This is a genomic window from Streptomyces sp. NPDC002138 (assembly GCF_040296485.1).
Lineage (GTDB): Bacteria > Actinomycetota > Actinomycetes > Streptomycetales > Streptomycetaceae > Streptomyces.
This window is the reverse complement of record NZ_JBEOXE010000026.1, coordinates 35,943-58,830: the sequence shown is the minus strand read 5'-3', so window position 1 is coordinate 58,830 and position 22,888 is coordinate 35,943. Positions and strand designations below refer to the sequence as shown.

The 22,888-nt window shown below is 70.2% G+C and carries 11 protein-coding genes and 2 pseudogenes; 6 read left to right on the top strand and 7 right to left on the bottom strand.

The genetic code is table 11. From position 1 onward, the window contains the following. The first annotated feature begins 501 nt into the window (after positions 1-501). Positions 502-7,824 (top strand): LamG domain-containing protein, encoded by a 7,323-nt coding sequence (locus ABT084_RS18820; RefSeq protein WP_351044871.1) that lies wholly within the window; start codon positions 502-504, stop codon positions 7,822-7,824. Between the two features lie 1,305 nt (positions 7,825-9,129). Here ABT084_RS18820 and ABT084_RS18815 read toward each other — a convergent pair. Continuing rightward, positions 9,130-10,242: a sulfite oxidase gene (locus ABT084_RS18815; protein ID WP_351044868.1), complete on the bottom strand. Its 1,113-nt coding sequence runs from the start codon at positions 10,240-10,242 to the stop codon at positions 9,130-9,132. A gap of 90 nt (positions 10,243-10,332) precedes the next feature. Here ABT084_RS18815 and ABT084_RS18810 point away from each other — a divergent pair, with 90 nt between their 5' ends. Continuing rightward, complete coding sequence (locus ABT084_RS18810; protein ID WP_351044866.1) at positions 10,333-10,662, top strand: TfoX/Sxy family protein; 330 nt, start codon at positions 10,333-10,335, stop codon at positions 10,660-10,662. A gap of 9 nt (positions 10,663-10,671) precedes the next feature. Here ABT084_RS18810 and ABT084_RS18805 read toward each other — a convergent pair whose 3' ends face one another. Both ABT084_RS18805 and ABT084_RS18800 read right to left on the bottom strand, forming a co-directional pair. Beyond that, complete coding sequence (locus ABT084_RS18805; protein WP_351044863.1) at positions 10,672-10,797, bottom strand: SRPBCC family protein; 126 nt, start codon at positions 10,795-10,797, stop codon at positions 10,672-10,674. 491 nt (positions 10,798-11,288) lie between these two features. After that, positions 11,289-12,029: pseudogene (locus ABT084_RS18800) on the bottom strand (helix-turn-helix transcriptional regulator); the annotation flags it as partial. Positions 12,030-12,091: 62 nt separating this feature from the next. Between ABT084_RS18800 and ABT084_RS18795 the strand changes: the two are divergent. Both ABT084_RS18795 and ABT084_RS18790 read left to right on the top strand, forming a co-directional pair. Then, positions 12,092-12,955, top strand: coding sequence for a Gfo/Idh/MocA family protein (locus ABT084_RS18795; RefSeq protein WP_351044861.1), 864 nt, complete (start codon positions 12,092-12,094; stop codon positions 12,953-12,955). Positions 12,956-13,084: 129 nt separating this feature from the next. Then, on the top strand, positions 13,085-13,330 hold the full coding sequence (locus ABT084_RS18790) for a hypothetical protein (protein WP_351044859.1): 246 nt from the start codon (positions 13,085-13,087) through the stop codon (positions 13,328-13,330). A gap of 60 nt (positions 13,331-13,390) precedes the next feature. On the opposite strand, the gene ABT084_RS18785 is transcribed toward ABT084_RS18790, so the two are convergent. Next, entirely contained in the window at positions 13,391-17,797 is a 4,407-nt protein-coding gene (locus tag ABT084_RS18785; RefSeq protein WP_351044857.1) for an AAA family ATPase, read from the bottom strand. Between the two features lie 87 nt (positions 17,798-17,884). Next, the gene (locus ABT084_RS18780; RefSeq protein WP_351044855.1) at positions 17,885-18,796 is read right to left on the bottom strand and encodes a hypothetical protein; all 912 of its coding nucleotides are present in this window, start codon (positions 18,794-18,796) and stop codon (positions 17,885-17,887) included. Between the two features lie 280 nt (positions 18,797-19,076). On the opposite strand from ABT084_RS18780, the gene ABT084_RS18775 reads away from it, so the two are divergent. Then, positions 19,077-19,481 (top strand): FKBP-type peptidyl-prolyl cis-trans isomerase, encoded by a 405-nt coding sequence (locus ABT084_RS18775; RefSeq protein ID WP_351044852.1) that lies wholly within the window; start codon positions 19,077-19,079, stop codon positions 19,479-19,481. 266 nt (positions 19,482-19,747) lie between these two features. On the opposite strand, the gene ABT084_RS18770 is transcribed toward ABT084_RS18775, so the two are convergent. Continuing rightward, complete coding sequence (locus ABT084_RS18770) at positions 19,748-20,242, bottom strand: hypothetical protein (protein WP_351044851.1); 495 nt, start codon at positions 20,240-20,242, stop codon at positions 19,748-19,750. A gap of 518 nt (positions 20,243-20,760) precedes the next feature. Beyond that, the gene (locus tag ABT084_RS18765) at positions 20,761-21,657 is read right to left on the bottom strand and encodes a LysR family transcriptional regulator (protein WP_351044848.1); all 897 of its coding nucleotides are present in this window, start codon (positions 21,655-21,657) and stop codon (positions 20,761-20,763) included. A 126-nt stretch (positions 21,658-21,783) separates the two neighbouring features. Here ABT084_RS18765 and ABT084_RS18760 point away from each other — a divergent pair. Next, positions 21,784-22,872 (top strand): annotated as a pseudogene (locus tag ABT084_RS18760) (alcohol dehydrogenase catalytic domain-containing protein). Positions 22,873-22,888: the final 16 nt, after the last annotated feature.

The window sequence follows — 22,888 nt, the reverse complement described above, 5'->3', positions numbered from 1 at the left end:
TAGAACTAGCGATGTTTCTGCGATCCACATCCCCACCCCACGTGGCTACGGTATGAACTCCGGAACTCAGCGCCCCACCGGCAGCCCCCATGCTCCTGGAGCGCATGTCCCCGAACGGCGTCCGCACAGTCCACTGCTGTCCGGGGACGTTGGCGACACGCGTGCTGGGTTCTTGAAATGGGTGAGGGCCTCCGGGGTCGGCGTGAATTGCGACATCCGCACCTAGCCGAGGAGGCCCTCGTGGTCCACCGTAATGCCCCGCTGACCGAGACCGGCAGACTGCGGCCCCTCGGCCGTGACAGTGGTCGTCGGACGGCGAAGTCCGGCCACCCGGAGCGGTGTTCAAGCCGTGTAGCAGCCGAGTGCATTCACAACTTCCCCTCAATCGTAGCCGCGGGTGCCAGACTGGCCGACGCTCCGTCAGGAGTGATCCGCACGTCCATCGCCGCTCCGAAGCGTGTGGGCCCGGGGCCGGCGGCCATGCTCGCGGGAGGGGAAGCAGTGGCACCGCAGGAATCCCTGCTCAAGATCTACGGAGACCGGTCGTACCGGCACGTGACGATGGCGCGGCACCAGGGCACCACCATCGCGTTCGCGATGGATGCGTCCCGCCGGATCGTCTACTCGGTGTTGGACCTGTCCGGCCCGCCGGCCAAGGGCGAGGCGGACACCGCGTACTGGAGCGACAACCCGGCCGAGCTGGTCCTCCCCCGGGAGCTGGCCGAGGTGGGGTACGCCGTGGTCGGCGCGACGGCGATGCCGACGGTCAAGCGCGGCGGGGCCGAGGCGGCCGTCGACGAGCGGCCCACGGCCCAGGAGACCGACCCGTTCTTGTCCACCACCGCGCGGCTGACGGCGGACGCCCCGTTCCACGTGGTCTCCGACGGCACGTACGTGGTGGTGTTACGGCAGTCGGTCGGCGAGACGCACTCCGACGCGGTGTACAAGCTGACCGGCGGCGGCTGTTCGGGGAACGCGTCCCGCACGGACTACGTGCTCAGCGGTACGAAGAAGGTGCCGCTGGTGCGCGACACCCTGCTGTGCGACCGGTTCCTGCTGGTGGACGGCAAGCTCAAGCCGGTGCTTGAGGTCCGCTACAAGCGCAGCCGGCACGCCACCCGTCCCGAGTCGGCCAAGGACAGCCTGGGCACCGAGGACATGGAGGGCCGCCCCTTCCACGAGCCGACCCAGGAGCTGTCCTTCGTACGGAACCTGACCCAGGGCCGGTTCGCCGCCGTGCTGGTGCCCACCGCGATCAGCGGCGTGCAGCGCTGGCAGCTGTTCGCCCACAACGACGCCACCGGGCGGGTCGACTCCTTCAGCGTCGAGCAGGGCGCCCAGGGCCTGTTCAACACCCGGGGCACCCGTTTCTACACCAGCCCCGACCCTCTGTACCGCGACGCGGTATTCGAGCGCAGCCCGGGCAACTGCCCGTTCACCGGACGCGAGCTGGTGCCGGTGACGGGCACCGAGGGGCGTGCGGAGACCGCACTGCGGCTGGACGGCACCGGCGCCCACGTCGACCTGGGCGATCCGGCGGCGCTGCGGTTCGGCGGCAAGGCGTACTCGATCGAGGCCTGGGTCAAACCGGCTGCCCTCGACGGGCCGGTGCTGGCCAGGAGCGGGGAGTACCTGCTGGCAGTGGACGCCGCCGGCCTGGTGAGCCTCACGCACCAGGGCGCGCCGTCGCCGCTGCTGTCCACCGATTCGGTGCCGACGGACGCCTACACCCACATCGCCGCCACCTTCGACGGCACCACCGCGAAGCTGTACGTCAACGGCAGGCCGGCCGGCAGCGGGGCGCTGCCGTTCACCCCTGCCACCGGTGTGAACACCCTGGTCGGCAAGGACTCCTCCGGCGGTACGGACAAGCTTTTCAAGGGCGACGTCGACGAGCTCCGGATCTGGGACCGGGTGCGTTCCGCCGCCGAGCTCACCGAGGACATGAGCTACCGGCTGATCGGCAACGAGCCGGGACTGGTGGCCTACTACCGGTTCGACGAGGGCACGGGGAGCACCGCGAACGACCAGAGCGACCGGGCGCTGCACGGCATGCTCGGCGGCGGCGTGCAGTGGACCGGCTCGGACGCCCCGGTCGGCGACCACCCCGGGGTGCGGCGCGACAGCTTCACCCTCAAGGGGCGCTCGGTGGTGTCCGGCCTGTCGGCCGTGCTGTACCACCAGCAGGAGAACGTGGTCGCCGGGTACCGCCCCGACCCCAAGCCCGCCAAGCGGCAGGCTCGGGTGCTGCTGGCGTTCGCCGCCAGGTACGGCCAGAACCCGTGCCTGGCGGGCCTGGACTTCGCGGTCGGCCGCGACGGCCGGCTGGCCCAGGCGCCGGACGTGCTGGACCCGGCGGTGCTCAAGCGGCCGACGAAGGGCCAGGACTCGGAGCAGGTCAGCGCCCTGCAGCAGCTGATCAAGCGGCTGGAGCCGGAGGTCGCGTCCCTTCAGTCGGAGATGACCCGGCTGGCCGGCACCGCGGGCAGGGTGGCCGAGTACCAGGCGGAAGTCGACCGGCTGAAGCCGGGCTTCGACGACCTGGAGCGGCGATACCTCGCCGAGAAGGACCTGGTCACCTCCTGGACCTACAGCCTGGAGCTCAAGACACCGCGCCAGTTGGCCAGCGGCCACCTGGCGCAGTCGCTCTTCGCCATCCTCACCTCGGAGTACGAGGCCGGGGTGCAGTTCATCCCCCCCAACGGCCCCCGGACGACCTGGTGGTTGGCCGACACCGGCCAGAGCCAGAACGGCCGGCCCTGCTACTTCCTGGTCGCCCGCGAGCGCAACCGGGACCTGCGCGTCACCGGCAACTCGACGTCCGAGACCGCCCGGCTGAGCACGATCGTCCGCGAACCCGGCAACGTCAGCGCGCAGTTCCAGCTGATCGCCGAGGGCGAGTACGTCCGCATCGTCAACCGCGGCAGCCGACTGGCGATCGGTTCGCCCTCCACGTACCAGTTACCCCACCTGGTCCAGTCGAGCGAATGCCTCACAGCGGACTCGGGCCTGTTCAAGATGACGCGCCTGTCCATGCGCTCGGGTGTGGACGTGGCGTACCTCGCGGCCAAGGAGAAGCTGGACGCCGCGCGCCAGCTCCTCCAGGAGGCGCGCACGGCCCAACAGCGGGTCGCCGAACTGCAGCTCGTGCTGGCCGCCAAGCAGGCCGAACTCAAGGACGCCCGGGACCAGCTGGCCCGCCTGTCGACCGCCCTGCAGGGGGACGACGACCTGACGGTGGCGATGCCGCTGCTGGCGGTGGACTCCACCGGTCTGAGCCTGTCCGGCTGCCTGCTCGAATTCGCCCGGGGCACCGACCGGCCCGCACTGCTGGACAGCGGCACCGGCAACGTCGTGCTGTACTTCCGCGGCGCCGAGAACCAGTTCTTCGTCGTGTACTACGACACCGGCGTCGTCCGCGGTGCCCAGACCCTCGCCGGGGACGGCGGCACGCTCACCTTCCTCGCCCGCGACCCGGCCGTTCCCCTGGACAGCGCCACCATCAAGGTCGCCGACGGCGACGCGCCCGGCCGCTGCGACCTGACCGTCACCGTCGGCTCCGACACCGAGACCTGGCGGTCGCTGCCGCGCAAGGCCGACCTGATGGCCGCCGCCCTGGCCGGGAGCCCCGGCCGGCCGGTGACGGTCGGCGCGGTCGCCCGGGTGACGGGCAGAAACGTGGAGCTGACCGGGGCCACCACCATGCCGGTCCCGGCCAGGGCCCACCTCGTGATCGGCAGCACCGGCTACGCCGCGGAGGCCGACAGCCCCACCGGCGCCAAGACGCTCACCCTCACGACGGCGGGCACCGCGATCAAGCCCGGCGACAAGGTCAGCCTGGTCGGCTACGACTGGGCCCGGGCGGAGTCCACCCGGGCCGGGGTCCTGCTGTCCGCCGGATCCCGCCTGATCGGGCTCACCGCGGGCGGCGTCGACTCCGTCCCCAACGGCACGGCCAAGGCGACCATCACCGGCCGCGGCTGCCGCTGGCGGGCCGAGATGCCCGGCCGGGCCTTCCTGTTCGACGGCAAGGAGCAGTACCTGACCCTGCCCGCCGGCCAGCAGCAGAACAGCGCCCCGACCGGTGACCTGAGCCTGGAGGCCTGGGTCAACCCCGAGGCCGGAGGGGGCCGGATCGTCCACGCCAGGACGGACGGATCGGGCTACTCCCTGGCGCTCGCCCCGGCCACCCTGCCGGCCTGGCAGTTCGTCGGCGGCACCAAGGCCCAGCTGACTCCCTCGCTCGACCTGGCGAACCGGGACTTCACCATCGAGCTGTGGGCCAAGCGCAACCAGTCCCGGGGCCGCGTCGAGCCGCTGCTGTTCCATGGCGCGACGGACGGCCGGGTCGACCAGTCCCTGCACCTGTGGGTCCACCCCGACGAGACCTTCTACTTCTCGCTGTACGGCGACGACCTGAAGACCACCCAGGCCTACCCGGACCTGGAGTGGCACCACTGGGCCGCGGTCTACAAGAACGCCACCCGCGAGCAGATCCTCTACCGGGACGGCGTCGAGGTCGCCCGCCGCACCTCCATTGGGGCCTACACCGGCAACGGCCCGCTGATCCTGGGCCACTTCCCCTTCACCGGCGACTACCTCGACGGCCGGATCGACGAGGTCCGCGTCTTCGGCCGGGCCCGCACCCAGCACGAGATCTCCTCCGAGCGCCACCAGCGGCTCTCCGGCCGCGAACCGGGCCTGCTCGGCCACTGGACCTTCGACGGGCCGAGCAGCCCGCCCTCACCGATCAAGGGCTACCAGGTGGTGGCCCGGGTCGGCGACCGGGTGGTGCGCTCGGCGGAGCGTTTCCCGTGCAACGAATGGGCGCACCTGGCCGCCACCTTCACCCAGTCCTGGGCCCTGAGCCTGAACGGCGGCGCGGGCCTGTCGGTGGCCCCGCAGAACTCGCTGGACGTCCTGGAGGACCTCACCATCGAGGCGTTCGTCCGGATCGACAAGCTCGGCGCCCCGATGGGCCTGCTCGCCAAGGGCACGGTGGTCGACGGCGGCCGGGACGGCGTCCCGTACCAGTTGGGCATCCTGGCCGACGGCCGGGTGGAGTTCGCCTTCGCCGAGGCCGACGGCAAGGCCGTCCGCTACACCTCCGACCGCCCGGTGACGGTCGGCGCCTTCCAGCGGGTGACCGTGGTGCGGCAGCGCCGCAAACCCGACACCTCCGCCGCCGCCCAGGCGAACGCGAGCATCCAGTCCGAGCAGGACATCCGCTTCCACCTGGACGGCGCAGCCGCCGGCAGCCACCTGTACAGCGGCCCTGGTGCCCAGTCCAACTCCGGCGAGCTGGAGATCGGCCGTGGGCTGCACGGTGTCCTGTGCGAGGTGCGGCTGTGGAACTCCGCACGGCCGGCCGTCCAGCTCGGGCAGCCGGTCACCGCGCGTGAGAAGGGGCTGCTGGCCCGCTGGCCCTTCAACGAGAACGCCGGGAACGTCACCGTCGACGTCTCCGGCTCCTTCCCGGCCAAGCTGCGGGGCGCCCGCTGGACCCGCGACGTCGACCCCACGGCCAGCCCGCTGCGGCTGTACCGCAACGGCGAGCCGCTGTCCGAGGCCCCCGTCACCGCCCAGGACACCGCCTCCTGGGGCGATGCCCAGCTCACCCTGGGCGCCCGCCTGGAAGGGGGCAAACCGACGGAGCTGCTGACCGGAACGCTGGAGGAGGTGCGGATCTGGCGCACCGTCCGCACCCGGGAGCAGATCAGCGACAACCTGTTCACCCGCCTGCGCGAGAACAAGCGGGACCTGCTCGGCTACTGGCCCTTCGACCGGGACTCCACCGAACCCGGCACCACCTCGGTGCGCGACGAGGGCCTGCGCGGCAACAACCTCGCCTTCTCCGCGAAGCGGCCCCGCGTCCTGCTCTCCACCGCCCCCGTGTCCACCGACACCGCCCAGGTGCGCTCGGCCCTCGCCGACGTCCGCACTCCCTTCCACGACACCATCGCGGGCGCCCCCAGTGCCACCGAGTACGCCGACCTCCAGTACGACGCGAAGGGCGAGACGCTCGGTGTGCTCAAGCGCTGCTACGGCTTCGTCCGCGACGGCCGCTGGCACCTGGTCACCGGGTACAAGGTGGGCGACCTGACCACCGAGTGGGTCGGCCAGGCCCAGTTCGATCCGCAACTCATGGGCTACATCGAGGGCGCCCCGCCGGTGCCCTCGGAGAACCTCACCGACAAGGCCGACGGCTACGCCGCCGCCTCCTCGGTGGAGTTCGCCGAGGCCAACCAGGTGGTGCGGAGCCTGTCCTCCAGCAAGACCCGCAGCGTCAACGCCGCCTTCGGCTTCGCGGTGGGCTTCGAGACCGATGCCAGCGTCCTGTCGATCACCGCTCCGGCCGGCTTCGGCATCGCGTCCCCGCTCGCCGACGCCCAGTTGAAGGTCGGCCTGACGGGCCGCCTTGAGTTCTCCAACACCTGGAGCGAGGACACCAAGGTCAGCCAGGGCACCAACACCGCCCGCAAGGCCAAGCTGGCCCTGACCGGCTACACCGAGGACGCCGCCAAGGTGCTGAACTCCGCCGTCGGCCGCCGGTACGTGCCCGCCAACACCGGCATGGCGCTGGTGCAGTCCCAGACCGCCGACGTCTTCGCGCTGCGCCTGGCGCACACCGGCGCCCTGGTCGCCTACCGGATGCTGCCCAACCCGGACATCCCGCCGGACTGGAACCTCATCCACTTCCCGATCAACCCCCGCTACACCAAGCAGGGCACCCTGGACGGCGCGGTCGGCTTCGACGACCGCGGCAAGGTCACCGACCCCGACTACCCCACCGCCACCGGCTACGGCGAGTACAGCTACTTCAAGCCGCGGGACGCCTACGCGCTCAAGCGCCGGATCACCCGCGACCAGCAGCGGCTGCACGCCTTCTACGAATCGGTCTCGACCGAGACCCACCGCCCGGACCCGACCCAGGGACAGGCCAAGGCGCTCCTGCGCTCGATGGGCATGTCCGTCGAGCAGCAGGAGACCGGGCGCAGCACCGCCGGCAGCGCCGCCGCCACCGGCTTCTCGCACCGGGACCTGGTCAACACCTACGTCTGGACGGCCCAGGGCGGCTTCTTCGCCGAGACCACCGAGGCCACCGACGCCGTCAGCGAGACCACCTCCGGCTCCTACGCGCTCAGCGGCAGCATCGGCGGCACCTACGGGGGCAACTTCGGCTTCAAAGGTGTGAACTTCTACGGCCAGCTCGAGGCCTCCGTGGGCGGCGGTTTCAGCGTCACCCGGGCCAAGGGCAAGGACGCCTCCCGCTCCTTCGGCCTCGACGTCCAGTGCGCACCCCCGGGCGACCTGCAGCGCCGTGACAAGGACGGCAAGCCCGTCTACGACACGGCGGGCAAGCCCGTCCTGGTGCCGGGCAAGGTCGACGCCTACCGCTTCCTCACCTTCTACCTCGGCGAGAACAGCGCCAACTTCGACGACTTCTACCACAAGGTCGTCGACCCCACCTGGCTGTCGGGCAGCGACGCCCCCGACGCCGCCGCCCTGCGGCAGACCCGCCAGAACTCCGCCAAGCCCCCGTGCTGGCGGATCCTGCACCGCGTCACCTACGTCAGCCGGGTGCTCGCACCCGTCCCACCGCCCGGAGCGCCGCCCCTGGAGAAGGCGATGCGCGCCGAGAACATCGACAGCAACTACGAGCTGATCAAGCGCCTCGAACCGTACGTCCGCCCCGCCGCCACCAGCACCGCCTCCCTCGCCACCGCCACCCGCGCGGCCCTGGCCGCCCAACTGCCCGAACTCCTGCCCCACTCCACGGAGATCATCGACTACCTCAGCCGCTACTTCGGCATGGACAACTGACCTGGGCCCGGCCCTCCGTCACCTCGGAGGGCCGGGCGCGCCAGGCGTCCGGCGACAGCATCCCACTGCGGAAAGGAGAGGCGCTGCGCACGGACGGGGATGAAGGCGGTGACCGTGTTGGCGGCGGTGCCGATCACCGAGTTGGTGCAGCCGGGCGAGGAACGGGCGCCACCCGACGCCGACCGTACGCGTCCCGGGCCAGCCCCAGACCCAGCAGGCTCTCCACACACTCGCGGCGCGCGGCCCACGCGCCACTGCCAGACATGCCAACCGGCTGCCGGATCGACCCCTGCGGCTGACCGCCCCGACCGGGATCACGCCCTCAACCGCCCACCGCATCCTGCACTGCACCGACGTCGCCAGCCCGGCAGCTTGGCGCTCCGGATGAGCAACCCGTGTCGGGCCGGCCGGGACCAAGATCCGGTCCATCCGCGGACCATACTGCCGGGATGGACATCCCGAACCACTGTTTTGCCTGGTCAGCCCTATTCCAACTGCTGTACCACCAGCAGACCAAAAACCTTTTGGTCAGCTACTCCCCCAAGAAGCTCGGCTTCTTCTAAAAGCTGAGAACGGTACCTGACCTGTACAAACGACCGGCCACAGGGTGTTGCGCGCAGGCGCGCTGGAGAGCGCGGTTCTCGGGGGCCGGGCGGCCAGCGGTGACCGGGAATGGATGGGACAGGAGGCGGGACACATCCGGACTTCCGGCCGGGAGGCCCTACAGGAACTGCGGGACCTCCTCGGGTGCCTGCGGGCCCCCGGCACCCTGCCTGCCTCCCTCACACCTCGGCCCACGGTGGCGGACCTGCCCGACCTCGTCGAGCACTCCCGCTCCGCGGGCCTGCCCGTGGTCCTCGACGACGCGACCCGCACCGTCTTGTCCCCCTCCGCGCAGCACGGCATCTACCGCATCGCGCAAAAGGCCCCTCACCAACGTGGTCAAGCACGCGCCTGGTGCTGCCACGCACGTCAGCATCGCCGAATCCCAAGACAGCGTCGTGGTGCGGATCGACAACGCGGCCCCCGCACCTGCGGCCGCCCCACCCTCCGGAGGATTTCGGGTCGGGAGGAGCTCTGCTCCCTGCCGATTCCTCATGCCCATGTTCCCAGTTGGGATGGGAGCGTGTTGGCCTGGCGATCCGGCTGATGGGTGATCACCGCATGACGGCTCGGTCAGGGGCAGCGGATGGTCTCGGCCAGGTGTTCCCGCTTGCCGTGGCGCCGTCTGAGGCTACTCCACGTGCCCAGCACCGGTACGTCCTCAGATCATCGCCGTTCGATGTCCTTGCGGAACGGCCGTGATCAGCAGCACAGGACCGGAACGTGCTGGACCAGGTTGTTGGCGAAGCCACCCCGGTTCCACGGCTGTTCGAGGGGTTGGGCCTGTCCTTCGGCATCCGTGGCGCGCGCGATGAGGGTGTACGTCCCGGGGGTGGCCGTCCAGTCGCAATGCCATGCCTGCCATGCCCACGTGCGCCGCGCCCTTGGGGCCACCTCGGCTTCCACCCAGGTACGGCCTCCATCGGCGCTGACCTGGACCCGCGCGACCGGCCCGTACCCCGACCAGGCTCGCCCCTCCAGCGACACGGGTCCCGGGTGCACGACTCGGGTGCGCGACATGAAGTCGGGGAAGCCGGGCGGGAGCATCAGGGCCCGGGGCGCGATCCTGGTGACCGGTTCGCCGGGCTCGTCAGGCGTCTGCCGCAGTCGGTAGGCCGCGACCTGCTGAAAGCCGGTGAACGGGGCGTCTGCCAAGGTGATGTCCCGGAGCCATTTCACGTGTGCCATGCCGTACCAACCGGGCACGACCAGGCGCAGCGGATAACCGTGCTGCGGGGGCAGGGGCAGGCCGTTCATCGCGTAGGCGATCAACACCTCCGGGTCCGCGCCCATGGCGAGCGGCACGGGAAGGCTGCGCTGGTAGTCCTGCTCGACCCCGCGCTCCACACCGTGGTCCGCGCCCGTGAAGACCGCTTCGACGGCATCCGGTTCCACCCCCGCCTCCGCGAGCAGTACGCGCAGCGGCACTCCCGTCCAGTCGGCGGTCCCCACGGCCTCCACCAGCCACGGCTGGCTCACAGGCCGCGGGGACAGGCGTGCCCGACCGTTGCCCGCGCACTCCATGGTGACCCGGTGCGTCACCGCGGGGAGCGCGCGCAGGGCGGTCATGTCCCAGGTGAGGTGCGTGCGGACCCGACCGCGGACGGTGAGCTGCCAGGTGGCCGCTTCGGCGGCGGGGATGTCGTAGTGGACCAGTACGTAGTGCAGCCCGGCCGGGGTGACCTCGTAGCGCAGGGCCTCCAGGGGCAGCCCGTGGTTGCGGGCCGCGAGGGCCAGCTCGTCCAGGCCGACACCCTCTCCGGCGGACGCGACCCGCCCGGGGGTGCTGACATCTCCCAGTGACGCCGGCTCCATCTCCCCATGGTCGCGTGCGCCGCCCGCACGGGCACGTCGGCGGCGGTGCCCCGGCGCGCGGGCACCCGGACCGCGCAGGACAGTGAAGTCATGGCGTACGACGAAGGGCTCACCCAGCGGATCCGGGAGCGGCTCGGTGAGCGGCCCGCCGTCACCGAGAAGCGGATGTTCGGCGGTCTCGCGTTCCTGCTGCACGGCAACATGACCATGGCCGTGTCCGGTGAAGAGGTCGCTGTCCGTGTGGGTCCGGACCGGACCGAAGAGGCTCTCGCCCGCCCCGAGGCCCGGCCCATGGACTTCACCGGTCGTCCGATGCGCGGCTGGGTGACGGTGAGCGGCCCGGCCCTTGCGGAGGATGCCGTGCTGGATCACTGGGTCTCGACGGCAGTGGCGTTCGCGGACATGCTGCCGCCCAAGTGAGATCCGTACTCACTGCTCCAGCAGCGCTTTGAGTGCCGCGAGATCCTTGTGCTGGGCGCGACGCATGGCCGCCGCCATCACGGTGGCGCCAAGGGAGGAAAATCCGCTGGGCTCACCCCGGTTGCGGAGGGTCATGCGGGTGCGGTCCGAGCCTTCCCCGTACGGCTCCCAGGTGTAAGTGGTCTCGCGTACCACTCAGGTGCGTGCGCGGGGTCGGCCGCGTAGGCGGCGACCCTGTCGCACGGGGCGGCGATCACGGCCTCGGTCAGCACGTCGACCTTCATCGGAGAGCCGCCGCTCAGGACTCGGGATCGGTCTTGGTGACCCGCTGGCGCTGGTAGTGCCGCGCGGCGGGGGTGCTGCTTCACGAAGCAGAGCACGCAGCCCGACGCCAGGCAGGCACGCAGCCGCGGCCTCGTGCTCACCCAGGTGGAGAACGACCGGCCTGTCGTCGCCCCGCACGCTCACGTCGCCCATCGGGGCCATGCCTCAGAACATCCTCAGATGCGATCAAGACCAACCGCTGTGCACCCCTGGAGCCCTCCTGACCTGTGGGACTGGCTGCCCAAGGACCAATGGCGGCTGACCTGCCTCCCCTTCAGTCGGGCTCCGGCCAGGACTCGCCCACCGGTTGGGTGCGGCGCAAGGTCCGGCGCGTGCACGGTGGCGACGGCACGGTGGCGGGCGGGTGCAGTGACGATCTTGGCGGCGACGAACGCCGCGGGGTCGCGCGCGGGCAAGGTGCGCGCGGGGAGTCGGTGGCCGGTGGGGACGGGGCCGGTGATGCGGTCGAGGCGGTAGATCCGCGAGTCCTCCGCCCGGGTGTCGAACGCGACGAGGTACCAGCGGCCCATGGCGGGGACGAGGCTGTGGGGTTCCACACGGCGGGAGCTGGGCGTGCCATGGCGCGTGGTGTAGCCGAAGGTGACGATCTCGTGGTCGCGGGAGGCGGCGGCCAGGGCGGCGAGCATGGCCGGGGCGGCCTGGGGCCCGTCTCCCTCGGCGCCATAGGTGACAGGCGCGGTCGTCGCCTGTTGGAGGGCGCTGACCTGGGTGCGCAGGCGGGTGGGGAGGACCTGTTCGAGTTTGGCCAGGGCGCGGAGCGCGGTCTCGCCGATGCCGGTGACGCCGGATGCTGCGGCTGCGGTGCGCAGCGCAACGGCGATGGCGACGGCTTCCTCGTCGTCGAGGAGGAGCGGGGGCATGTCGGTGCCCGAGGTGAGTCGGTAGCCGTCGGCGGGGCCCGTAATGCCCTCGACGGGGTAGCCGAGCTCGCGCAGGCGGTCGATGTCGCGGCGCACGGTGCGCAGGGTGACGTTCAGGCGGTCTGCGAGTTCCTGACCTGGTCATTCGCGGCGGGTCTGCATCAGGGACAGCAGTCGGAGCCCACGCCGCCGTCTACGCCGCACGCCCCGGCACCGAGGTTGTCGTGTTCGGCCGCAGCCCCGAGAAGCTCGCGATGTTCGGCGAGAAGTTCGGTTTCGCCACGACCACGGACGTCGGGGAGATCTACGCCGACCCCGCGGTGGACCTCGTGGATGTGTGTCTGCCGACCGCCCTGCACGGGGAGCACGTCCTGCAGGCGCTGGCGGCCGACAAGCACGTGCTGTGCGAGCTGCCGATCGCCCCGAGTGTGGCGGACGCGGAGGAGATCTGCCGCGCTGCCGAGGCGAGCGAGAAGCAGGTGTTCATCGACATGTTCATGCGGGTGCACCCCGCTGTACGGCACCTGCACTCGGTAATCGCAGACGGATCGCTGGGCGAGCTGAAAACCCTGCGCACGTACCGCAAGGCCGGTCCGGTCTGGGGCCCGGTGAAGCTGGGCCTGGAACAGCTTGCGCTGGAAGTCATGCTCTCCGACCTCGACTACATCGTCGCCGCCCTCGGCCTGCCCTCCTCCGTCCAGGCCCGCGGCGTCAGCGCCGGGCCCGACCGTGCCGCCGCCGAGACGATCCTCGGCTACGACACCACAGTGGTGGAGTTCACCGCCTCCTCCATGGTGCCCGCCTCCTACGGTGTCACCCATGGCTTCGAGGCCGCCTTCACCGGCGGCGTCCTCCAGCTCCACGAGACGCCATACGACCCGGCCGGTCCGGCCATGCGGCTGACCGAGTACACCTCCGCCGGGCACCGGGACATCGCCCTGGCCCCGCTCGACAACTACGCCGCCGCCATCGGCCACGTCCTGGACTGCCTGGCCACCGGCACGAGGGACAACCTGTTCACCCCCGAGGCCGCCACGGACACGCTGCGCCTGGCCCTGGGCATCCACCAGCAGCTGACCGCTCGCTGAGGACCAGGAGTACGACCATGACCGGCAAGAAGAAGCCGCCTGCCCCGCCTGCCAGGGGCTGGGCCGTACGGTCGGGCTCGACCTGGAGCTCTTCTTCGAGCAGGCGCCGTTACCGTGTACCCCGACGTCATGCGCATCAGCCCCGGCGCCCGCGACTGGTTCCTCACCCAGTCCGCCACCCGCCTCCCACCTCACCTCCACCAGCGCCTGGCCTCCTCGTACACCCATCACCGCGCCATGCCGACGCCGTACGTACGCCAGGTCACCGACCACATCCACATGCGCGCCGCCCACCACGGCATGCCCCGCTGGGAGGAGTACGTCCTCAGCGTCAACGAACGCCCTGGTACTGCGCATTCGATACCACGGCGCTGACACGGCCACGAGAGCAGCGCAGCCCGCTCCTCGCCCAAATACCGAAGTACGGCTGGAGTACTAGGACCTCTCAAGGTCAGTCGTGTCGTGACTCTCGGCTTGGACGTTCCACCTGAAGTAGGCGATATCAGGGCCATGCACGAGGATGAAGCCGATGCTTGTCGCCGCCACGGCGTCGATGAACGTGGGGAGTTGCAGCGGCTGCCACGGCAGTTCGCCGGAGGCCAGGTCCCAGAACAAGATTCGCGTGCCGCTGCTGATGATGGCGACGGGCCGATCACCGAGCCTCGCCACGGCGACCCCGGACACCCAGCCGACGTTGCCGGGGACGGTCCGAAGGCGCCGGCCGGTGACCAGGTCCCACATGATCACGCGTCCGGACCAGTCGCCCGCAACAGCGATGCTGCGGCCGTCGGGAAGGGACGCTGTGGCAAGCGCGGACACGCCGTCGAGATGCCCGGCGAGCGACCGGATTGGCTGACGGGTGGCGAGATCCCAGATGGTCAACTGACCGTCGGTGCCTCCTGTGATGGCGATGTCCCGACCGTCGGCAAGGGTTCCCGTCGCCAGTGCCGATACGCCGCCGACGTGGTTCCCGAAGATCGGAGGGACGTAGTCGCCGGACGCCGGATCCCAGACCACGATTCGACCGTCGGCGCCACCGGTCACGACGATGCCCCGACCGTTCAGCCTTCCCCCGGCGGCCACGGACACACCACCGACGTGGCCGGCGAGGCGGTGCAGCGGACGGTCGCCCTCCGCGTCCCACACGATCACGCGTCCATCGGTGCCACCGACGAGGGCGGAGTGCCGTGCTTCCGGGACGGGCGCGACGGCGAGTGCGGAGACCGAGCTGACACCCGAGGGGAATGCGTTCGAAGGCTGTCCGGTTGCCAGGTTCCACACCTCGACCTGACCGTCATGCCGCCCTGTCACGACTGCCTCGTACGGGCCGTCGCCGTAGGTGGCGATGTCGGATATCCCGTCGTACTGGTCGACGAAGGCGCGGATCTGTCCGGCGGTTCCCACGTCCCACAGGAACAGTTCGCCACCGCTGTCACCGGTGACGGCGACACATCCCTCACCAGGCGGGTGGGCCACCGCCACGGCGGAGAGCCTCTGGCTCTGACCGGCGAGTGAGCGGGTCTCCTGGCCTGATGCCAGGTCCCACACGATCACTTGTCCGTTGCCACCGTCGACCACCGCGATGCCCCGCCCACCCAGCTTGCTGACGGCTACGGCGGAGACCTCGTGTCCGAGGCCGGTGAGGGTGCGGATCTGCAGTCCGGACGAGAGATCCCACAGGACCACCCGCCCGAATCCGCTACTGCCCGTCACCGCAATCGGCTTCCCCTCGAGCTCACCGACGGCAACTGCCGACATTTGCTCCTCTCGTCCGCCGAGCACGTGCAAGCGCTCTCCGGACGTCACGTCCCACACGACCGCACCACCACGGTGGCCTCCGGTTGTGACCGCGATGCTCCGTCCGCCGACTTCACCGAGGGCGGTAGAGGAAACCCAGCTCCGGTGAGCGTTCACCACACGGAGACGTTCGCCGGTGCTCAAGTCCCATACGACCGTGCGCCCGTTGCCGTGGCTTCCCGTGACGGCGACCGGCCTGTCGGCCAGGCTCCCGAGGGCGATGGTGGACACGGGGCCCGCATGCCCTTTGTACGTTCGCAGGCGTTCGCCGGAAGCCAGGTCCCACATGATCAGGTGGCCACCGACGTCACCGGTGACGGAAATGCTCCGTCCATCGGGAAGGAACGACGCAGCCAGGGCGGTTACTTCGCCGGCTGGACTGACGAGGTGCCTGAGGCGTCTGCCGGACCCCATGTCCCAAACGGTCGCCCCTTCGCCGGCGCGGCTGGAGAGAACCAGGGCGCGGCCGTCCTGCAAGGATGCCGTGGTGACCGCGAGCACTGGCTTCGCCTGCCGCTGCGTACCCGGCGCGGAATCGACGGACGCACTGAGCCGGGTCGCCCACTGGGGAGTGGCGGGGGCGGTCTGGTGGTTGAGGGGGGTGGTGGTGAGGGTGCGGGCCAACAGGTGATCGTGCCACACCACAGCGTCGAGGGCCAGGAAGCTGCGACGGGCTGCCACGCTGTGGCGGTGGGAGTGGTAGGCGACGGTGGTGCGGTACATGCGGCCTCGGCGGACGGCTTGGGGGCCGTCGGCATGGTGGAGGTTCGCGTTGAGGTGGTCGGGGTCGGCGTACAGAAGGAAAAGATGGTCCTCGAGAAGTGGGTCGAGCGCTCCGGGCCCGGCGGCCGCGGCATGGGCGGCAGCGTGGCGACGCAGGTAGAGGTGTGAGATGTCCCAGCGGCGGATGCCGTGCTCGTCGGCCGGAGGAACCGTGTCGAGGAGGGCCTTGAGGGTGGTTGCGGGATCGGTGGCCGAGGCCGTGTGCTCGACCAGCGCTTGATGGAAGTAGCGATAGAGCACGCGTTGGTCGTCGTCCAAAGAGGTGCGCAGGTAGAAGGTGGCCGTGGTAAGCGCGTCACGGGTGTCTTGCAGAGTCAAGGGCAGGGGCCGCTCACGCAGTTCCGGCGGAGCGTGGGCGAGAGCCACTGCGTGGATGAGGTCCAGAGGCATGCCTTGACCTCGGGCTTGTCCCAGAGCGGCGAGCACGGGTCGGATCCATGGGTCAGCACCGGCGAGAGTGGTCGTGTGCAGGTCGAACATCTCCGTGATGCTGCAGGGCAGGCCAGTGGCGATCTGCTGGTCGGGGACGTGGCGCCCTGCGGCGCGTTCGCTGAGCAGGTGGTCGGCGTAGAGGGCCGCGATCAGAAAGGCTCCGTGCTCGGTGGAGTGGGCGAGTCTGTGCGCGATGGCGTCCGTGGTGGCTTGCGGATAGTGCGGGTACATGAAATCGCTCAGGTACTCGGCGAGGTCGCGTGCCAGGTCCTCTGTCAGGTCCTTGCGATGCTGTGTGTCAAGGTCCAGGCGCGTGGCCGGCTTGGCGGCGGTAATGCCGTGCAATGAAGGCAGAGCGTCCTGCCACAGACGAGTTCCGATCATGACCCGGCAGTCGGGTACGGGATCGGATACGGGATCCTCCTCGCCGTGCCCGGACAGCGGCAGCAAGACTTCCCTCAAGACCTCGGCAGGATCGACGGCCTCATCGAGCGCGTCAAGGATGACCACGACCGGTCCCGCGTTCCGCATAGAGTCCGTCAGCCGACCGAAGTCCGCAGAAGTGTCCTCGGGGTACGGACCGGAAACTGACGGATCCACCGGTTGCGGCCGTTGCGAAGCAGCTCTGCCTGCGGCGTCGGAGATCTGGTCCGTGAGCTGGTGCAGCAAGGAGGTGATGATCTGCCGGGTCGTGAGTTGTCGGGCGTGCACCGCCAGTAGCTTCGCCCCGACGGTGGGACGAAAGCCTCGAACACGGCTGACGATGCGGCGCTTGAGCGGGGCGAACACTGGATGGGTGACGCACACCGTCACCCCCAGCAAGGCGGATTTGCCCGAGCCCGGCCCACCCGTGACGGCCAGAAGCCGCTCCTGGCTCCGTTCTCTGTCGTCGAGCCAATCCGCGATGCGCTGCAGTTGTGTGGTGCGACCGCTGAACAAGCTGGTGTCGGCGCGGCTGCTTCCGGCCGCGCGGGTGGCGAAGTGCACGAGGTCCAGCCCCGGGTCGCTCTCAATGGCGAACTGCCGCAGCGCGGCGTCGGTACGGGCCAGGAATCGACTCGTCGCATCATTTCCGTACACCGGATTCCGGAAGAAGGACGGTACGTCCGAGGCGGCCTTCTCCTGCGTAGTGCGGACCACCGATTGTCCGACGCGGCTGGCCTGCCGGTCGGCACAGGCCAGTTCTCGGTCGATTTCCGCGGCAAGGAGGTCGACCGGTACGTATTCCAGCGCTGGCGACAGGTCGAGCCATCCCCGAGCGAGCCGGTCAAGCACTGTGGTGGTCGCCGTGGTGAACCTGGCCTCGTGCGTGACCTCGTCATCGGCGCACGCCGCGATCAGCCAGGCCCGTCGGCCCCGTCCCGACAACTGGTGCGCCAACTGCGACGTCACCGCGCGCCCACCGCCGCACACGTCCAGCAGAAACAGCACCGGACCGCCCGACCCACCCTCCACATCCCTCAGCAGGGAGTCGACCTCGATGCTGGTGGCTCGCACTCGGTCGAGCGCTCCTTCGCTGTCCCGAACCGCCAGATACAGTCCGCCGTCGGCGCCTACCGTCCCGTGGCCGCAGAAGTGGACCACCAGCGGCTGGTCCGCGGCCTCCTCCTGGGTGCGCTTCCAGCACGTGAGCATCTCGTGCCGGTCCGGGTCCAGAAGGGGAGGGACGGCTGCCATTCCCACTCTCGCCAGGGCATGTGCCAGATCCGTGACCGCTCCTGCCACGCTCGGAAGGGGTGCGAACAGGATCCTTCCGAAGGCCTGGTCCTCCTCGGATACGACCCGGGCCGGAAAACCACCGGCGCCCACGACCAGTGATCGTCCTGTCATTGACGCTCCCACGCAGTTGTCCGCCGTATCGCGGCGCCGACGAGCCGTTGGCGCCGAGGCATGGACGACCGGCCGGAGACCGACCTGTCAGAAAGCAACGTAGGGGGCAATGCCGGCGGCGAGCACCCCATTGGCCAGATAGCTGCCCAACGTGTGCGGATCGAGCAGGCCGATGTCCACGGTCTCGTGGACATCAACGGGGAACGCGTCTCCCAAACATGGCGGAATGGCGACGAAATCACCCTTGTCAGCGATGTTCATCCACCGCCGGATCCCCTTCGGCCGCGTCCCTCGGCCCTCACGTGGCTCCGGTTCCAACCGGCGCGTCACTGTAGGCAGACCCAACGGGGAGCCGACGGTCACCAGCACCTCCACCTCTAGATCCGGATGAGCATGCAGCGTCTCGTAGGCGACCACTGAACCCAGCGAATGCGCTATCAGCACCCGGGGTCGCTCTGTGCGAATGACGTGCGCCACGGCTTCGCACACCGCGCGCCTGCGTCCCGGGCGTGACGTATAGGCATCGAGGTCATGGACCAGGGCCACGACCAGCCGCGAGAGGCGCTCCGTCAGTTGCTGTCGAACCCGAGAGCTCGCCCCTTGCCCGACACGGCGCTGAACGAGCCAGCCAAGACCCTGCCGCACCGGCATCAGGTACGTGGCCTGTGCCTCCTTCAATTCGGGCACGCCTGCCGCCACCAGCCACTCCCAGGCCTGTGCCAACTGGAGCGGCGTCAGGCTCTGCAATCCGTCGCCGCCATCTCCCGCCTGCTCTTCGGCAAGGTCGTCGGCCAGCAGATGCGCGTAGTAGGCCATGGACACGTCCGGTACAGCCACGTGGGACAGACCCGCGGCGGAGAACCCGTACTCGAGTCGGGATCTGGCGCTGTCGGCCAGACCCAGCGCCGCCGCCGCGGGCGTCACGCCGCGCTGCCTGTTCCAGATTCCGTGTACCAGCACCACCGCTGCCAAACGTTCCTCCAGCGCGACTTGGCCCACGTACTCGGGCTGACCCGGGCCAGTGTGCCGTGGCCGACTGCCGCCGCGCACAGGAATGGCGGTTCTGGCCCGGTGCCTCCGGCCCTCGGTAACGGGGCCAGCGCTACATCAAGCGGAGCTTGACCTGCAATATTCTTCGCATGCCGTGATCAGGCACGGGAGCGTCAAGGTCCTCCGGGGCGCTCCGGAGGACCGGGGACTGGAAACGGAGCATACATGGGGTGTCCATGTGTCCGGCTGGTCCGTGCGAGGGCTCCCGACGGAGAGTGAAGAGGCGGCGATGAGTGAACTGAAGAAGCCCGAGGTCAATGTTCCGGAGGGTGACGCTCCTACCGAGCTGACCATCCGCGACCTGGTCGTCGGGGACGGGGCTGAGGTGAAGCCGGGCATGGTGGTCAGGGTCCACTATGTCGGGGTGACCTTCGAGTCCGGGAAGGAGTTCGACGCCTCCTGGGATCGGGGCCAGCCGTTCAAGTTCGCCCTGGGCAGTGGCAGGGTCATCAAGGGCTGGGACCGGGGGGTGAGGGGGATGAAGGTCGGCGGTCGGCGCGAGATCATCGTTCCCCCGCGTCTCGGCTACGGCAATCAGTCGCCCTCGCCGTTGATCCCGGCGGGCTCGACCCTGGTTTTCGTGGTGGACCTGCTCGACTCGTTTTCCAGCACAGCCGGGTGGCGCAACGCCTAAAGGGTGTTGCAGAAGGCTGTCGCCGAGCACCGCACGCACCAAGATCCGGACCGTTTCCGAACCAACCCCTGCCGAGGAGCCGCACCGACTGCCGTCTCACCTGGTCAGCACCGGTGCAGCTGCTGTACCACCAGCAGACGAAGAACGTTTATTGCAGCTATTCCCCGAAAGCTGTTGGGTTCTTCTAGAGTGCCAAGTCGAGCTTTTGGACGGGAAATTACCCTCCCGAAGTCACTTCCGAAGCGTTACCCAAAGACGCAGGAACGTCACGTTAAGTACGGAATGGGGCCGCTCAATCGCGTCGGGGCCGGGGCCGTGGAGGCCGAAGCCGAGGTGCACGGCTCCGGCGTGCTGGTGGGCTCCGACGGGGTGGTCGGCAGGATGGCGGGGTTCGTAGGGGTGAGCGCAAGGGTGGTGGGCGGCCGGGTCGACTGGACCTTCTTGGTATTGGTGAAGGCGGCCGCGGTCGGGGCTCCGGGCTTCGCGGTGATCCTCACCGGGGTGAAGTCCAGCTGGTATCCCTCAGGGGCCGCGTCTCGGTCGCCACGTAAGAGGTTCCCTCGCGCGGCGACGGGCAGCCTGGCGGTGGCCGTGCTGTCCTTCCCCGTGGTGAGCCTGGCGGGCTTGGCATCACCGCGGGCCATGGTGATGTAGATGACGGCGCCGACGAGCGACTTGTCGATCTTCGTGACCATGGTATCGGCGGGCTTGAACGGGTCGAGGATCGTGAGTTTGACCGTCTGACCAAGGGTGATGATCACAATCTGCGAAACTGCAGCATGCCGCACATCGCGAGAACATGGCAGACAGCCCGGCAGGCAGCGACGATGTCGCCGCGCTGAAGCGGGCTCCTCGACCCTCCGCGCCTGACTGCAACAGCATGCTCCCGACGAGCGTCAGAGTCCGTCCCGAGCGCAAGGCCGGCCAGTGACGAGGTCAGCGCCGATCGCCTACCCGGGTAAGCGCGGGGCTGGGTCCGCCATGCGGGGCGCCTGCGCATCTCTATCACGCCGGATGCCTCTGGGACGACCACCGGCCGTAGTCGACAGAACGGGCCCCCGCAGGAGCGCCTTCCCCGCCCCGGCCGCTTCCACGACTCCCCCTGCCCGATCCCCCGCCCGGGTCTGCGGACACCAAGATCCGGACCATTCCCGGACCAACCGCCGCCAGATGGCCGCACAATCCACCGTTTCACCAGTTCAGGATGGGTGTAACCGCTGTACCACCAGCAGACGAAGAACATCCTCGTGTCGTACTCCCCGAAGAAGCTCGGCTTCTTCTAGAGCCCGGTCGAGGTGATCGCCCGGGTGACGGCCGTGAGCGTCGGGGTCGGGCGGCCGGGGAGTCGCGCGACGAGGACCCGGCGGATCTCGGGAGGTGCGCCTTCGACGTGCAGGAGGCGCACCCCGGGCGGCTGCATCGGGGAGAGCCGGGAGGGCACCGTCGTCACCCCGAAGCCGCCGGCGACCAGCTGAAGCTTCGTCAGCCAGTCCCGCGCGCGGTGGACGACGCGCGGCCGCCCGGGCAGACCGGGCCAGACACCGAGCAGTGGCTCGGCGTGCGAGGCCGGGGTGGCGATCCACGGGGCGTCGACCAGTTCGTCGACGTGCACCGCCGCGCGGCCGGCGAACGCTCCGGTCGAGGGCACGGCCACGACCAGTTCGGTGTCCGCCACGGTCTCGACGTGCAGGCGCGGCGACTCGCCGTCCAACGGCCGGTGGGGCGGGCGGGACGTCAGGACGGCGAGGTCGATCGAACCCGCACGCAGGGCCCGGATCAGGGTGGGCGTGGTGCCCTCGGTCGTCGTGACCGAGATCTGCGGGTCGGTTGCCGCGAGGCGGGCGAGCGAGGGGGGCAGGAGGGCCGCGCCCGCGCTCAGGAACAGCCCGAGGCGCACCGGTTCGGTCTGCGGGACGGTGCCGGAGAGGTCGCGCTCGGCCGCCGTCAGGCAGTCCAGGATCGTGCGGGCGTGGCGCAGCAGGGTAAGGCCCGCGGGGGTGAGCCGCACTCCGTCGGGGCGGCGCTCGAACAGGGCGGTGCCCGCACTGCGTTCGAGGGCGGCGGCCTGGCGCGAGACCGCCGACTGCGTGTAGCCGAGCCGGGTGGCCGCCGCGGTGAAGCTGCCGGACTCGGCGATCTGCCGCAGGACCCGCAGGCCTGTGCTGGAGATGTCCATGCGGCATACGCATACCAGACATGCAGGATCGTCGCTTCCCGCATGTCCGCCCGGCTCCTAGTGCCGATCCCGACGAACACGGACGAACGGACGAACCGACGAACGGACGACCACGGAGGTCAGCACGTGCGAGCAGCAGTTCTGACGGGGTTCGGCGCCCCGCTCACGGTGCGGGAGGTGCCCGACCCCGAGGCCGGCGGCGGCGAGGTGGTGGTCGAGGTCCTCGCCGCCGGCGTGGCCCCGTACGCGGCCGAGGTCTTCAGCGGCGCGCGCAACTACCCCCTGGTCCCTCCCGTCGTGCCCGGGACCGGCGGCGTGGGACGGGTCGTCCACGCGGGCCCGGACGCCACCCGGCTGCGCCCCGGCGACCTGGTGTGGTGCGACTGCACGGTGCGTTCCCGGGACGACGCGCTGACGCCCGACATCACGCTCCAGGGCTGGAGTTCGCGCGGTGAGGGCGGCGCGCGGCTCGCCCGGCACCTGCACGACGGATCGTTCGCCGAGCTCATGCGGGTCCCGACGGAGAACGTCCACCCGCTGCCCGCGGTGGCGGGGGACGACCCGGCCCGCTGGGCCGCGCTCGGCGTGCACGTCATCCCGTACGGCGGGCTGCTGGCGGGCGGGCTCGCGGCCGGTGAGACGCTGCTCGTCAGCGGGGCCACCGGCAACCTGGGCAGCAGTGCGGTCGCGGTCGCGCTCGCCATGGGTGCGGGCCGTGTGGTCGCCCCGGGCCGCAACCGGGCCGCGCTCGACCTCCTCGCCGACCGGTTCGGTCCGCGTGTGCGCCCGGTCCCGCTCACCGGGGACGAGGCGGCCGACCGGGCGGCGATGTCCGCGGCGGGCGGCGGCCCGATCGACATGGTGATCGACCTGCTACCGCCGGGGGCGCCCAGCTCGGCGGCGCGCACGGCGGCCATGACCGTGCGCGAGTACGGCCGCGTCGTCCTCATGGGCGGCGTCGGCATGCTCGGTGGCGACGACCTCGCACTCCCGTACCCCTGGATCATGCGCAACTCGGTCACCGTGCGCGGCCAGTAGATGTATCCGCGCACGGCGAACGTCGGCATCATCCGGCTCCTCGCCTCGGGAACCCTGGACCTCGCCCCCGAACGGGTCCGGTCGTTCGGCCTCGACGCCGTCAACGACGCCGTCGCGTACGCCGCCGCACACGGCGGCCCGTTCGACCGCACCGCCCTCACCCCATCGGCTCGCTGACGGCACCGCCCCTCGC